The organism is Micromonospora citrea, assembly GCF_049629545.1.
GTDB lineage: Bacteria > Actinomycetota > Actinomycetes > Mycobacteriales > Micromonosporaceae > Micromonospora > Micromonospora citrea_A.
Genome location: NZ_JBNADX010000004.1, coordinates 277,673 through 291,799 on the forward strand (window position 1 = coordinate 277,673; position 14,127 = coordinate 291,799).

Sequence of the window (14,127 nt, forward strand, 5' to 3'; positions counted from 1 at the left end):
GCGGCCACGACGGGTGCCCCCGGATCCACCGGCCCGGAGCCCGGGGCCCACCACGGGCGGGCGGCGGGAGCCCGGAATGTCCGGGCAGCGAGATAGTCTCGACGGGTGCACCCCCCGTCCGACTGGACGCGGGGCCGTCGTCGTGTGCCGACCTCCTGGAAGTGATCACCCATGCTCGCCGGACTCTTCTCCGCCGCCCTGGCCGACCCCGGGCTGGCCCGGGCGCGTGACCTGGCGCGCTCCGGCGCCGCTCAGGTCGACGGCCTCGACCTCACCGCGCCGGCCGCCCTGCGCCCGTTCGCCGTCGCCGCGGTCGCGGCCGACGAACCGGCCGGCGGGGCGGGCCGGCCCGTGCTCGCCGTGACCGCGACCACCCGGGAGGCCGACGACCTGGCCGCCGCGCTGGGCAGCCTGCTCCCGCAGGACCAGGTGGCGGTCTTCCCCTCCTGGGAGACGTTGCCGCACGAGCGGCTCTCCCCGCGCTCCGACACGGTGGGCCGGCGGCTCGCCGTGCTGCGCCGCCTGGCGCACCCGGAGTCGACCGACGCGCACGGGCGCACCGGGCCGCTGCGGGTCGTCGTCGCGCCGGTCCGCTCGCTGCTGCAACCGCAGCTCAAGGGGCTCGGTGACCTGGAGCCGGTGCAGCTCGCCGCCGGCGACGAGGCGGACCTGGAGGAGGTGGCCCGCCGGCTCACCGACATGGCGTACGCGCGGGTCGACCTGGTGACCAAGCGCGGCGAGTTCGCCGTGCGCGGCGGCATCCTGGACGTCTTCCCGCCCACCGACGAGCACCCGTCCCGGGTCGAGTTCTGGGGCGACGAGGTGGAGGAGATCCGCACCTTCGCCGTCGCCGACCAGCGGACCATCGAGGGCGTGCCGCTGCTGTGGGCCCCGCCGTGCCGGGAGCTGCTGCTCACCCCCGGCGTGCGCAAGCGGGCCGCCGCGCTGGCCGAGGAACACCCGGAACTGGCCGAGATCCTGGACAAGCTCGCCGAGGGCATCCCGGTCGAGGGCATGGAGTCGCTGGCCCCGGTGCTGATCGGCGCCGACTCCATGGAACTGTTGCTGGACTGCATGCCGGCCGGCGCCCACGTCCTGCTCTGCGACCCGGAGCGGATCCGCACCCGGGCACACGACCTGGTGCGTACCTCCGACGAGTTCCTCCAGGCCAGCTGGGCCGCGGCGGCCGTTGGTGGGCAGGCCCCGGTCGACGTCGGCGCCGCCGCCTTCCGCACCCTGGCCGACGTGCGCGCACACGCCCGTGCGCTGCGCCAGCCCTGGTGGACCCTGGCCCCGTTCGGCCTGGTCGACGCCACCGCCCCGGCCCGGCAGCCGTGGGAGGACGCGCCGACCGAGGTCGACGTCACCCCCGACGACGCGATCGCGGTGACCCTGGCCGCCCAGCCCGCACCCCTCTACCACGGCGAGACCGCCCGGGTGGTCGACGACCTCAAGCGCTGGGCCGGCGAGGGCTGGTCCATCGCGCTGGTCTTCGAGGGGCACGGCCCCGCCCAGCGGGCCGTCGAGGTGCTGCGCGACGCCGGTCTCGGCGCCCGGCTGGTCGACCAGGTACCGGCCGCGCCCGCCCCCGGCGAGCTGCTGGTCTCCTGCGGCTGCCTGACCGCCGGCTTCGTCGACGAGGCGTCGAGGTTCGTGCTGCTCACCGGTAACGACGTCACCGGCGGCCGGGGCACCTCGACCCGGGACATGCGCAAGATGCCGAGCCGGCGGCGCAACACCATCGACCCGCTGGAGCTGAAGGCCGGCGACCACGTCGTGCACGAGCAGCACGGCATCGGCCGGTACGTGGAGCTGGTACAGCGCACCGTCAACGGCGCGTCCCGGGAGTACCTCGTCATCGAGTACGCCCCGAGCAAGCGCGGCCAGCCCGGCGACCGGCTCTTCGTCCCCACCGACCAGCTCGACCAGCTCAGCCGCTACGTCGGCGGCGAGCAGCCCACCCTGCACAAGATGGGCGGCTCGGACTGGCAGAAGTCCAAGGCCCGCGCCCGCAAGGCGGTCAAGGAGATCGCCGCGCAGTTGATCCAGCTCTACGCCGCCCGCAAGGCGTCCAAGGGGCACCCGTTCGGCCCGGACACGCCGTGGCAGCGGGAGCTGGAGGACGCCTTCCCGTGGCAGGAGACGCCGGACCAGCTCGCCGCGATCGAAGAGGTCAAGCGGGACATGGAGCAGACCGTCCCGATGGACCGGCTGATCTGCGGCGACGTCGGCTACGGCAAGACCGAGATCGCGGTGCGGGCGGCGTTCAAGGCGGTGCAGGACGGCAAGCAGGTGGCGGTGCTGGTGCCCACCACGCTGCTGGTCCAGCAGCACTACAACACCTTCGCCGAGCGGATGAGCCAGTTCCCGGTGACCATCCGGCAGCTCTCCCGCTTCCAGACCCCGAAGGAGTCCGAGCGGACCCTGGAGATGGTCGCCGACGGCACCGTCGACATCGTCATCGGCACCCACCGGCTGCTCCAGACGGCGACCCGGTTCAAGCAGCTCGGCATGGTGATCATCGACGAGGAGCAGCGGTTCGGTGTCGAGCACAAGGAGCACCTGAAGACGCTGCGCGCCTCGGTGGACGTGCTCAGCATGTCGGCCACCCCGATCCCGCGGACGCTGGAGATGGCGATCACCGGCATCCGGGAGATGTCCACCATCGCCACCCCGCCGGAGGAGCGGCACCCGGTGCTCACCTTCGTCGGGGCGTACGACGACCGGCAGGTGGCCGCCTCCATCCACCGTGAGCTGCTCCGCGACGGGCAGGTCTTCTACCTGCACAACCGGGTCGAGTCGATCGAGCGGGCGGCGCGGCGGATCCGCGAGCTGGTGCCCGAGGCCCGGGTCGCGGTGGCGCACGGCCAGCTGGGTGAGGACGCGCTGGAGAAGGTGATGGTCGGCTTCTGGGAGAAGGAGTTCGACGTCCTGGTCTGCACCACCATCGTCGAGTCCGGCATCGACATCCCGAACGCCAACACCCTGATCGTGGAGCGGGCCGACCTGCTCGGCCTGGCCCAGCTGCACCAGATCCGGGGCCGGGTCGGCCGGGGCCGGGAGCGGGCGTACGCGTACTTCCTCTACCCGCCGGAGAAGCCGCTGACCGAGCACGCCCACGAGCGGCTGGCCACCATCGCCCAGCACACCGAGCTGGGCGCCGGCATGTACGTGGCGATGAAGGACCTGGAGATCCGGGGCGCCGGCAACCTGCTCGGCGGTGAGCAGTCCGGCCACATCGAGGGCGTCGGTTTCGACCTGTACGTCCGGATGGTCGGCGAGGCGGTCTCCGCGTTCAAGGGCGAGCGCCCCGAGGAGGAGACCGAGGTCAAGGTGGATCTCCCGGTCGACGCCCACCTGCCGCACGACTACGTCGGCGTGGAGCGGCTGCGCCTGGAGATGTACCGCAAGCTCGCCGAGGCCCGCGACTCCGAGCGGCTGCGCGAGGTGGTCGCCGAGATGACCGACCGGTACGGCGAGCCGCCCGCCCCGGTGCAGAACCTGGTCGCGGTGGCCCGGTTCCGCCTGCTGGCCCGCCGGTACGGCCTCACCGACGTGAGCATGCAGGGCAAGCACATCCGGTTCGGGCCGCTGCCGCTGCCCGACTCGAAGCAGCTGCGGCTCAAGCGGTACCACCCGGACTCGGTCTACAAGTCCGCGCTCGACCAGGTCAGCGTGCCCCGGCCGAGCACCCGGCGGGTGGGCGGCGAGCCGCTGCGCGACCAGGCGCTGCTGGAGTGGTGCGCCCAGCTCCTCTCCGACGTGCTGGGCGAGCCGGCGCCGCTGGCCGGGGCGACGGCGTGACCCCGCGGCGCAAGTCGGAGCCGGGCCCCGGCCGGCGGGCGGCCGTGCCCTGGTGGGCGGCGTCACAGCGGGTCGGAGGGCATGAGAGAGTGACCGTCATGCGTGCACGCCGTCTCATCGCCGCCGCCAGCGTCGCGGCTCTCGGTGTCCTCTCCCTGACCGCCTGCGGCCGGACGTCGCCCGACGTGGCCGCGTACGTCGGGGACCGCACCTACTCGGTCGACCGGGTGGACGCGGTCTACGACGACGCCCAGGCGCGGTTCGCGGAGGCGGTGCGCCAGAGCGCGACCCAGGCCGGCATCACCCCCACCGCCGAGCAGCTGCGCTCGTCGGTGACCCGGCAGGACGTGCTGAACCTGCTGGTCAGCATCGAGCTGGGCAAGCGGATCGTGGCCGAGCAGGGTCTGTCGGTGCCGGACCAGGTCACCCCGGACCAGCTCGCCCAGCAGCTCCAGATGCCGCCGCAGGCCGAGTACGCCAAGCTCTGGGGCGAGTGGGCCGACATCTCGATCGTGCTCACCCAGAAGCTGCCCCCGGCCGAGCTCAGCGACGAGTCGGTGATGGCCGTCTACCAGGCGATCGCGAAGGCCGGCGGGATCCAGCCCGGCCTCTCCGTGACCCAGGTGCGCCAGCTCTTCGGCGAGGGCGGGTTCGTCCGGACCGCCTCGGCGCTCAGCGCGGCGCTGGAGCAGGAGGCCGACGAGGTGGACCTCTCGGTCAACCCGCGCTACCGCCCGCTCGGCGTGCCGTCCTGGGTGAACAAGGGCCAGGAGCTGGTCTTCTACGCCCTGCCGTACGTCGAGTCCGGCAGCCCGGTCACCGACATCTCGACCCCTGAGCCGGTCGTCACGCCGGCCGAGCAGAACGCGCCGGTGGCACCCTGAGCACGTCCCGCATCGTCCTGCTGGTCACCTCGCCCCGGCTGCCGGCGGGCCTGCTGACCGCCGCCGCCTGGGACGCCGTACGCACCGCGCCGGTGCTGGCCGGCGCGGAGAGCCCGGTGACCACGGCCGTGCGCGCGGCGGGCGCCGAGGTCACGGTGGTCGGGTCCGGGGCGACGCAGGCGCTGCTCGACGCGGTGGCGGCGCACGGGACGGTGGTCTGGCTGGCCGGTCCGGCGGGCGACGAGTCGCTGGCCCGGGAGTTGGGCCTGCGGCTGGCCCGGGAGCCCGGGCTGGCCGAGCTGGAGCTGATGTACGGCTCGTGGGACCCGCCCGGCGCCCGGCTGCTCGACGCGGTCGAGGTGATGGACCGGCTGGCGTCCCCGGGCGGTGACCCGTGGAAGCGGGCGCAGACGCACCGCAGCCTGGCCGGGTTCCTGCTGGAGGAGTGCTACGAGGCGTACGACGCGATCAGCGCCGACGACACCGACGCCCTGCGCGAGGAACTGGGTGACGTGCTGCTCCAGGTGCTGCTGCACGCCCGGCTGGCGGAGAACCTGCCCGAGGGTGAGCGGTGGACCGTCGACGACGTGGCCGGCGGCCTGGTGGACAAGATGGTGCGCCGCAACCCGCACGTCTTCGCCGGGGAGGAGGCGGGCACCCTGGAGGAGATCGAGGCGAGCTGGGAGCGGATCAAGCGGGCCGAGAAGGCCCGCGAGTCGGTGCTGGACGGCATCGCGCTGAGCCAGCCCGCGCTCGCCCTGGCCGCCAAGATCCTGGACCGGGCCGGCCGGATCGGCCTGGCCGTTCCGCCGCCGCTGGCCGACGGTCAGGTCGACCCGGAGGCGCGCCTCGGCGCCGGCCTGCTGGCCACGGTCGCCGCCGCCCGGGAGGCCGGCGTCGACCCGGAGGCGGCGCTGCGCCGCGCCACCCTGGCGTACGCCGACGCCGTCCGCGTCGCCGAACGCGCCACTCGCCACTGACCTCGGGCGTCCCCACACCGCGTCCCTCAGTGGCGTTTCGCCTCGAACCCGCCGGCTGGACGGCAGGAGCCGGGTGGGCCGGGCAGCTGCCGCACGGTTTCCGCGAGCGGCGGGGGTGTGATCCCCCGCCGACTCTCCCGGTCATTCGCTGCGTGCCGTCTCCGGACCGGTGATGCGCTCCAGCAACGGCAGGGTGGAGGCGATGATGCCGAGGCAGGCGGCCAGGCCGACGATCACGATCGCAGCGAACCCCACGCCTGGAGGCGTGAGCGTGTAGTCCATCTGCGCCTCGAGGAACAACTGGGCGGCGAGGAAGCCCATGCCGACCGCGACCACGGCGACGACCAGCATCGGTACGGCGCTTTCCAGGAGAACCACGCGACGCAGGATCCGCACCGGCGCGCCACTGAGGCGGAGCAGGCTGAACGGGCGTCTGCGTTCGCTGAGGCCGCCGACCACGCTGACCGCCAGGCTGCAGCCGGCGAGTGCGAGGCTGGCGATGACGATGACGTGGGCCATCTGTTGCCAGCCGCGCATCTGGTTGGCGAAGTCGGCCTCGAAGTCGCCGGGCACGTGGGGGGCCACCCAGAATTCCGTCGGGTAGGCAACCTCGAGGACGGTGCGCGAGCGTTCCAGCGCGGCGATCGAAGCGTCGGTGCCGACGACGATCGATACCACCGGCAACCGCTGGAGTTCGTCGACCGTGACCGATGCGGCGGGCCAGACCCTCGTGGACGATGCCGATTGCCTGAAGGGTGTGAGGCTCATCGGCACCTCGGCGACGGTGGCGTCGTCGGCGCACCGGCCGTACGCCGCCGGGAGATCGGTGCACGCGACCACCCCTGCATCGCGGTCGTAGCCCCGGACCGGGTTCTCGCGGACCACCGTCGTGCTGCGCACGCCAGGGATCGCGCCCAGGTCGGTCAGGACGGTGTCGGGCACCGACGGCGGGTTCTCGGTGAAGACGGTGGACATCGTGCCGGCGTCGGTCGATCCGACCGGTGCCGGACCGCGGTTGGCGACGATCGTGGTGATCACGCCGACGGCCACACTCGTGACGAAGAGGGCGAGCATGATGCCGCTGATCGCCCGGAAGCCGGCCTTCGGGTTGTCGGCGAGACGCCGCGCCGCGATGAGCGTGGCGGGTCGGCTGGCGCGCCGCGCCATGGCCCCGGCGCCCGTCATGGTCAGCCAGGGGCCGGCGAGGATCAGACCGGCCATGATCAGCAGCAGCCCGGGCAGGAAGACGGCGGTCTGGCCGTCCGACGTCGGGGGCCGGTGGACGAGGGCGAATGCCAGCACGGCGACGCCGAGCACGAGCGGGATCAGCCGGTACGCGCGCGGGGGCCGGGTGGTGACCCGCCGGGTGACGCCGAGCGGGGAGATCCGGACGCGCCGTAGGGAGACCTGCGCCGCCAGCACCGCGCCGGCCGGAACGCCGAGCGCGACCACCAGGATGTCCAGCGCTCCCAGCGACATGTCGTCGGTGAAGAACCGCATGCCGGTGAACGGAATCGCGGCGAGGTGGCCGCGGAGCGCGAAGAACAGGATGAAGCCCAGGGCGGTGCCGACGGCGGCGGCAGCGGCCGCCTCGACCGCCGCGATCACCGAGATCTGTTCGGGTGTCGCACCGACCAGACGCATCGCGGCGAACCGCTGCTCCCGGCGGGCGGCGTTGAGCCGGGTGGCGGTGCCGATGAAGATCAGCACCGGGAACAGCAGCCCACCGGCTGTCACGCCCATGATGAGGTTCACCATGGTCTCGGGGAGCGCGGGAGTGTCGTCGCCGGTGCTGGTGACCTGTCTGGCTCTCGGCAGCTCGGCGACCTCGTCGGGGGTGCCGCCGACGATGATGAGCAGGGTGTCCGGCGACGTGAGCGCCGCCGGGCCGATCGTGCCGAGGTCGTGTCCGGGGTAGCGGTCGCTGAGTTGGTCGGCGGGGTTGGTGGCCAGCAGTCGCCGCATCGCCGGTGAGGCGTAGTACTCGCCCGGCCCCGGCGTCTTCGGAATGCCGACGGGGGTGGGCGCGTCCGGCCCGGTCGCGGCGACGTCGATGCGGATGATCTGCTCGCCGCGGAAGTAGTCGTCCCGGGTCGACCACCACAGTGGATCCACGGTGCCGCCGGTGGACGCGGTGGGGTGCATCGAGGCGTACCGGGTGAGCTGCGCGTCGACGGCGTTGATGCCGGCGAGGGTGGTCAGCAGCAGCCCGGCGCCAACGGCGACCGCGGCGGCGATGATGACGAGTCGGGTGAGCGCCTCCCGGCCGCCGGCCACAGCGAGGCGTAGCCCGAAGCCGATCATGACGCGATCCGGTCCGGCGCGTTCACGCGCCCGTCGCGGACGATGACTTCGCGGTCGGCGTACGCCGCGACCCGTGGTTCGTGGGTCACCAGGACGACCGTGGTGCCCTGCTCGCGGGCTGCGGCGACCAGCAGGTCCATGACCTGCTCGCCGGTGAGCGAGTCGAGCGCACCGGTCGGCTCGTCGGCGAAGAGGACCTCCGGCCCGGCGACCAGGCCGCGGGCGATGGCGACGCGCTGCGCCTGGCCACCGGACAGTTCCCCCGACCGGCGCTGCTCCATGCCGTCCATGCCGAGCCGCTCGAACCAGCCGTACGCCTTGCGCAGCGCCTCCGTCCGGCGCACCCCGCTGAACAGCAATGGCAGGGCGACGTTCTCCACCGCGGTGAGCTCCGGGACGAGCTGACCGAACTGGAACACGAACCCGAAGCGGTCCCGGCGCAGCCCGCTGCGCTCGGCCTCGGTCATGGAGTCGACCCGGGCCCCGTCGAAGAGGACCTCTCCGGAGCCGGGCACGAGGATGCCGGCGAGGCAGTGCAGCAGCGTCGACTTGCCCGAACCGCTGGGCCCCATGACGGCGAGGATCTCGCCCGAGTCCACGGCGATGCTGGCGCCCCGCAGCGCGGGAGTCCTGCCGAACGAGAACGCCACGTTGCGCGCTTCGATCGCGATGGTCATGGCTGTACCTCCTGCTTGAGGGCGTCCAACCGGGCGCTGGTCATCTCGATCCACCGCAGGTCCGCCTCCAGGTGGTACAGGCCGTGATCGGCCAGCAGCGCGTCGACGAGGCTGCCGGTGCGCTTGATCCCGGTGAGCTCCCGCATCCGTTGCAGGTGTGCGCGGCGCTGGGTGTCGAGGTACTCGCCGGCGGGGCGGTCCAGCATCAGCGCGAGCACGACCTTGGCGAACAGCACCGTCTGCAGATGCGGTGCCGGCTCGACCGGCTGGGTGAGCCACTGCTCGACCTCGGTCGCGCCCAGGTCGGTGATGACGTAGCGCTTGCGGTCGGGGCCGTCGCCCGGGCCGACCTCGCTGATCACCACCTTGCCGTCGCGGGCCAGTCGGCTGAGTGTGGAGTAGACCTGGCCGAACGGCAGCGGCTTGCCGCGGCCGAAGTACGCGTCATATTCGCGCTTCAGGTCGTAGCCGTGGCTGGGCTCTCGTTCGAGCAGGCCGAGGAGGGTGACGGGAACGTTCATGGCAGCAGACTACACCGAGGGTATACACCGCGTGTATACCCTCGGGTTTTTCGTGGTCGTGCACCGCCCGGCAAGGTGTGAACCAACGTGGGAGGGCCCGGCAGCGGGAACAGACTCCATGTGCGTGGTACGGGCCGGGCCACGCGCGTCGGCGGGGGGTGACGGGCGCCCAGGCGTCGGTAGGGTCGGGGGATGGAGTCCTTCGTGCCCCTCGCCGAGCGGATCGTCGATGCCCTGCTGGAGAGCCGCCCCGGCCTCGCCACGTCCGCCGGCGACCACCGGTACGACGACCGACTGCCCGACCTCTCCGCCGAGGCGGTCGCGGCGGACCGGGCGATGCTGAGGGAGGCCGCCGACGCCCTCGCCGAGCTGGACGCGGACTCGCTCGACGTCGACGAGCAGGTCGACCACGCGCTGCTCGGCTCGTTCGTGGACCGGGCGCTCTTCGAGAGCGACGAGATCCGCGGGCACGAGTGGGATCCACTGCGGCACAACCCCGGCCCGCTGCTGCACGCCCTGTTCGCCCGGCCGTACGCCCCGGTCCAGGAGCGGCTGACCCATCTCGCCGGCCGGCTGGCGGCCGTACCGGATGCCCTGGCCACCGCACGCGCGACGCTGCGGGACATGCCGCGGATCCACGCCGAGACGGCGGTCGTGCAGTTCACCGGCACGGCGGCGCTGATCCGCGACGAGCTGCCGCACCTGCTCGCCGAGGCTCCCACCCGCTACGACCGGGTGGAGTCGGCGGCCACCGCGGCGATCGCCGCGCTGGAGGAGTTCGTGGCGTGGCTGCGGGCCGGTCTCGCCGCCGACTCCGGGCCGGGACGCGACCCCCGGCTGGGGCGACGCCGCTGGGAGGCGCGGCTCTGGCACACCCTCGACACCGAGCTGGGCGCGGCGGAGATCCAGCGCCGGGCCTGGGCCAACCTGGAGCGGGTCACCGAGGAGATCCGCGCGGCGGCGGTCGAGCTGGTCGGCGGCCCCGGCGACGACGAGACGGTACGCCGGGCGCTGGACCTGCTGGCCGCCGAACACCCGGACGACCACTCCATCGTGGACCTCGCCTCGGTCAGCCTGGACGAGGCGACCGACTTCGTCCGTGCCCGCGACCTGGTCAGCCTGGTCGACGACCCGTGCGTGATCCAGGAGATGCCGGAGTTCGCGCGGGGCGTCGCGGTCGCCTACTGCGACTCGCCCGGCCCGCTGGAGACGGCGAACCTGCCCACCTTCTACTGCATCGCACCCACCCCGGCCGAGTGGCCCGCGCACCGGGTCGAGTCGTTCTACCGCGAGTACAACGACCATATGATCCGCAACCTGACCGTGCACGAGGCGATGCCGGGGCACTTCCTCCAGCTCGCCCACGCCCGCCGGTACGCCGGCCCGACCCGGGTCCGGCCGCTGACCGAGTCCGGGGTCTTCATCGAGGGCTGGGCGGTCTACGCCGAGGAGCTGATGGTCGGTCTCGGCTTCGGCGGCCTGCCGGTGCGGTTGCAGCAGCTCAAGATGCAGCTGCGGATGACCATCAACGCGCTGCTCGACCAGCTCGTGCACTGCGAGGACCTGCCCGAGGCCGACGCGATGGCGCTGATGACCGGGCGGGGGTTCCAGGAGGAGGGCGAGGCGGCCGGCAAGTGGCGGCGGGCGCTGCTCACCTCCACCCAGCTCTCCACGTACTTCGTGGGGTGGAGCGAGATGGCGGACATCGCCCGGTCCCGGCCCGACGGGGTGCCGGTGCGCGAGTGGCACGACGCGATGCTGGCGCACGACTGCCCGCCGCCGCGCCACCTGCGGACCCTGCTCGGGATCTGACGCCGCCGGCCGGGACCCCGGCCGTCGGGGTGTCAGCGCCGTCCGGCCGCGGCGACCGCGTCGATCAGCCAGCGCGAGATGGAGTACGCCGGCGGCAGCTGCGCCGGCAGCGCGTCCAGCGGGAACCAGCGCGCCTGCACCAGTTCCTTTCCGTCGACCACCGGCTCGGCGGTGGGGTCGGCGACGGTGGCGGTGAAGCCGGCGAGCAGGGTGCCCGGCCCGGACATAGCCCAGGGCTGGCTGCCGAAGTAGGCCACCGAGCCGAGGGTCAGCCCCACCTCCTCGGCGACCTCGCGGTGCACGGCCGCCTCCAGCGACTCGCCCGCCTCCAGGAAGCCGGCGACCAGGGCCCACAGCCCGGTCGGCCCGGAGGAGTGCCGGACCAGCAGCAGTTCTTCGGGGCGTCCGGCCGGGCCGGGGCGGGTGATGGCGGCCAGGACGGCGGCGGAGAGGGCGACCGGGACGTAGAGGTCGCAGTCGGGGCAGCGGCGGGCCGTCTCGCCGGGCACGTCGGCCAGTTCGGCGCGGCAGGCCCCGCACCAGCGGTGGGTACGCCGCCAGGTGAGCACCGCCAGCGCCCGCCCGGCCAGGGTGGCGTGCGGTTCGGGCAGCTCGGCGGCGAGGGCGCGCCAGCTCCGCCAGTGCCCGTCGTCGGTGCGGGCCACCTCGGCGCCCCACGCGCGGATCCCGTCGAGAGTGCCGAGCGGCACCCAGGACGTCTTCGCCGGCAGGTCCCCGACCCGGGCGAGGCTCCCGTCCGGCCGGGTGAGCAGCGCGCGGCCGGCAACCGGCAGCGCCAGGTCGTCCGGCCCGGGCGGGACACCGGCATCGGCGCCCGGCAGGAAGCCCGAGGCCGGGTCCGCAGGCGCGGCGGGACCGCCGACCAGGCCGTCGGCTGCGGTCGTCACGTCGGGGTCGGCGGACGGGTCGGTCACGGGGTGGCGGTGCGGCGGTCCACGACGCCCGCCCCCGCCGGCACGTCGAAGGCGGCCGGGTCGACCGACTCGGTGTAACGGCTCATGGTCACCTCGGTGGGGGTGCCGGCGAGGGTGCCGGAGAAGCTGCCCAGCACCCCTTCCGTGGTGACGCAGGTGGTGAAGTCGCCGGTGGAACGCTTCACGTCGACGCAGGTGGCGTGGTGCCCGGCCACCGTGGTGTCGCTCTGCGTGATGACCGCGTCAGGGTCGAGGGCGGCGTCGGTGAGGAGACCCATCACCGCCGGCGGGGTGACCAGGCCCCGCTTCTCGGCCTCGGTCCAGACGAGCACCGAAGGCTTGCCGGCGGTCAGCTCCGGGGGCAGCACCGTGCAGGCGGTACGGCCGGCCGTGGTCTCGCACCGGGTGACCGACTCCTGGGTGACGGTGATCTTGCCGTCCGGCCAGGTGTACGCCGAGCGCAGCGGCGTCTTCGTCTGGGCGACGGAGGCGGTCCGGCCGCCGGGGAGCTGGTAGTCGGCGGCCCACGTGGCGGTGAGCGCGCCGTCCATCCGCGCGGCGAGGTCGTTGACCAGGTCGGAGCGGCCGAGCGCCCGACCGGCGTCGTCGAGGGTCTGACAGCCGGTGACCGTGAGCGACGCGATGACCGACACGGAGAGCATGCGGAGAGTGGTCGAGACGGCGGGCATGGCGACCAGCGTGGTCGATCGGGTCCACCGGACGCAAACCCGTTGCCGGTTGAGGGCCGAGAATCCGGGAATGTCCGTACCGTCCGTCACGGTGACGGGGTCCCACGGCACGGTTCGTACGGCGGGCGACGGCATGCGGCGGGCCGTCGCCCGATACGCTGCGTTCAACACCTGCCCCAGCCGCACCGTCGCGGCCCATACCGGACTCGCACACACGAACGAGGAGCGACTCAGTGGCAAGCATCGAAGGAATCGTCGCCCGGGAGATTCTCGACTCGCGGGGCAACCCGACGGTCGAGGTCGAGGTCGGGCTCGACGACGGCACGATCGCCCGCGCCGCGGTGCCGTCCGGCGCCTCGACCGGCGCCTTCGAGGCGATCGAGCTGCGCGACGGTGACAAGGATCGTTACCAGGGCAAGGGCGTCGAGAACGCGGTCACCAACATCGAAGACAAGATCGTCGACCAGCTCATCGGGTACGAGGCCAGCGAGCAGCGGCTGATCGACCAGAAGATGCTGGACCTCGACGGCACGGACAACAAGGGCGAGCTGGGCGCCAACGCCATCCTCGGCGTCTCGCTGGCCGTGGCGAAGGCCGCCGCCGGCAGCGCCGAGCTGAGCCTCTTCCGCTACCTGGGCGGCCCGAACGCGCACCTGCTGCCGGTGCCGATGATGAACATCCTCAACGGTGGCGCGCACGCCGACTCCAACGTCGACGTCCAGGAGTTCATGATCGCGCCGATCGGCGCGCCCAGCTTCCGCGAGGCGCTGCGCTCCGGCGCGGAGGTCTACCACGCGCTGAAGTCGGTGCTGAAGAAGAAGGACCTGTCGACCGGCCTGGGCGACGAGGGCGGCTTCGCCCCGAACCTGCCGAGCAACGCCGCCGCGCTGGACCTGATCGCCGAGGCGGTGGAGAAGGCCGGCTACCGGCTCGGCACCGACATCGTCTTCGCCCTCGACGTGGCCGCCACCGAGTTCTTCGACAACGGCACCTACACCTTCGAGGGCAGCGCGAAGAGCGCCGAGGAGATGAGCAACTACTACACCAAGCTCATCGGCGACTACCCGATCGTCTCGATCGAGGACCCGCTGTCGGAGGACGACTGGAGCGGCTGGGCCACGCTGACCGCCGCCGTCGGCGACCGGATCCAGATCGTCGGTGACGACCTCTTCGTCACCAACCCGCAGCGCATCGCCCGGGGCATCGCCGAGAAGGCCGCCAACGCGGTGCTGGTGAAGGTCAACCAGATCGGCTCGCTGACCGAGACCCTGGACGCGGTGGACCTGGCCCACCGGGCCGGCTTCAAGTGCATGATGAGCCACCGGTCCGGCGAGACCGAGGACACCACCATCGCGGACCTGGCCGTCGCCACCGGCTGCGGCCAGATCAAGACCGGCGCCCCGGCCCGCTCCGACCGCGTCGCCAAGTACAACCAGCTCCTGCGCATCGAGGAGGAACTGGCCGACGCGGCGCGGTACGCCGGCGCGGGCGCGTTCCCGCGTTACCGTTCGGCCTGAGCCG

The 14,127-nt window shown here is 73.1% G+C and carries 10 protein-coding genes; 5 read left to right on the top strand and 5 right to left on the bottom strand.

Features of this window, described 5'->3' with window-relative positions:
- Positions 1 to 171: 171 nt before the first annotated feature.
- The 3 genes from mfd (at position 172) to ACPFP2_RS07520 (ending at position 5,668) form a co-directional block, all read left to right on the top strand.
- Positions 172 to 3,804: a transcription-repair coupling factor gene (gene mfd / locus ACPFP2_RS07510; RefSeq protein WP_424087422.1), complete on the top strand. Its 3,633-nt coding sequence runs from the start codon at positions 172 to 174 to the stop codon at positions 3,802 to 3,804.
- A 98-nt stretch (positions 3,805 to 3,902) separates the two neighbouring features.
- Positions 3,903 to 4,688, top strand: a complete 786-nt coding sequence (locus tag ACPFP2_RS07515) for a hypothetical protein (RefSeq protein ID WP_424087424.1) — start codon at positions 3,903 to 3,905, stop codon at positions 4,686 to 4,688.
- Positions 4,685 to 5,668 (top strand): nucleoside triphosphate pyrophosphohydrolase, encoded by a 984-nt coding sequence (locus tag ACPFP2_RS07520; RefSeq protein ID WP_424087554.1) that lies wholly within the window; start codon positions 4,685 to 4,687, stop codon positions 5,666 to 5,668. The genes ACPFP2_RS07515 and ACPFP2_RS07520 overlap by 4 nt, the downstream gene beginning before the upstream one ends.
- Positions 5,669 to 5,809: 141 nt before the next feature.
- On the opposite strand, the gene ACPFP2_RS07525 is transcribed toward ACPFP2_RS07520, so the two are convergent.
- From ACPFP2_RS07525 to ACPFP2_RS07535, 3 genes are read right to left on the bottom strand one after another with little or no spacing between them, the layout of a single operon-like run.
- Positions 5,810 to 7,972 carry an FtsX-like permease family protein gene (locus tag ACPFP2_RS07525; RefSeq protein WP_424087426.1) on the bottom strand — a complete coding sequence of 721 codons (2,163 nt, stop codon included), beginning with the start codon at positions 7,970 to 7,972 and terminating at the stop codon, positions 5,810 to 5,812.
- Entirely contained in the window at positions 7,969 to 8,649 is a 681-nt protein-coding gene (locus ACPFP2_RS07530) for an ABC transporter ATP-binding protein (RefSeq protein ID WP_424087428.1), read from the bottom strand. The genes ACPFP2_RS07525 and ACPFP2_RS07530 overlap by 4 nt, the downstream gene beginning before the upstream one ends.
- Positions 8,646 to 9,170 carry a PadR family transcriptional regulator gene (locus ACPFP2_RS07535; protein ID WP_424087430.1) on the bottom strand — a complete coding sequence of 175 codons (525 nt, stop codon included), beginning with the start codon at positions 9,168 to 9,170 and terminating at the stop codon, positions 8,646 to 8,648. The genes ACPFP2_RS07530 and ACPFP2_RS07535 overlap by 4 nt, the downstream gene beginning before the upstream one ends.
- Before the next feature lie 192 nt (positions 9,171 to 9,362).
- Between ACPFP2_RS07535 and ACPFP2_RS07540 the strand changes: the two genes are divergently transcribed.
- Entirely contained in the window at positions 9,363 to 10,982 is a 1,620-nt protein-coding gene (locus ACPFP2_RS07540; protein WP_424087432.1) for a DUF885 domain-containing protein, read from the top strand.
- Between the two features lie 32 nt (positions 10,983 to 11,014).
- Here ACPFP2_RS07540 and nudC read toward each other — a convergent pair whose 3' ends face one another.
- Positions 11,015 to 11,917: an NAD(+) diphosphatase gene (nudC, locus tag ACPFP2_RS07545; protein ID WP_424087434.1), complete on the bottom strand. Its 903-nt coding sequence runs from the start codon at positions 11,915 to 11,917 to the stop codon at positions 11,015 to 11,017.
- A complete protein-coding gene (locus ACPFP2_RS07550) occupies positions 11,914 to 12,606 on the bottom strand; it encodes a hypothetical protein (protein ID WP_424087436.1) in 693 nt (230 codons plus the stop codon). The genes nudC and ACPFP2_RS07550 overlap by 4 nt, the downstream gene beginning before the upstream one ends.
- Before the next feature lie 233 nt (positions 12,607 to 12,839).
- On the opposite strand from ACPFP2_RS07550, the gene eno reads away from it, so the two are divergent.
- Positions 12,840 to 14,123: a phosphopyruvate hydratase gene (gene eno, locus ACPFP2_RS07555; RefSeq protein ID WP_088977443.1), complete on the top strand. Its 1,284-nt coding sequence runs from the start codon at positions 12,840 to 12,842 to the stop codon at positions 14,121 to 14,123.
- Positions 14,124 to 14,127 lie beyond the last annotated feature (4 nt).

Excerpts from the sequence above, each read along its gene's own strand:
- mfd (WP_424087422.1), top strand. The coding sequence starts at position 172 with ATGCTCGCCGGACTCTTCTCCGCCGCCCTGGCCGACCCCGGGCTGGCC.
- ACPFP2_RS07515 (WP_424087424.1), top strand. The coding sequence starts at position 3,903 with ATGCGTGCACGCCGTCTCATCGCCGCCGCCAGCGTCGCGGCTCTCGGT.
- ACPFP2_RS07525 (WP_424087426.1), bottom strand. The coding sequence starts at position 7,972 with ATGATCGGCTTCGGGCTACGCCTCGCTGTGGCCGGCGGCCGGGAGGCG.
- ACPFP2_RS07530 (WP_424087428.1), bottom strand. The coding sequence starts at position 8,649 with ATGACCATCGCGATCGAAGCGCGCAACGTGGCGTTCTCGTTCGGCAGG.
- ACPFP2_RS07535 (WP_424087430.1), bottom strand. The coding sequence starts at position 9,170 with ATGAACGTTCCCGTCACCCTCCTCGGCCTGCTCGAACGAGAGCCCAGC.
- ACPFP2_RS07540 (WP_424087432.1), top strand. The coding sequence starts at position 9,363 with ATGGAGTCCTTCGTGCCCCTCGCCGAGCGGATCGTCGATGCCCTGCTG.
- ACPFP2_RS07550 (WP_424087436.1), bottom strand. The coding sequence starts at position 12,606 with ATGCCCGCCGTCTCGACCACTCTCCGCATGCTCTCCGTGTCGGTCATC.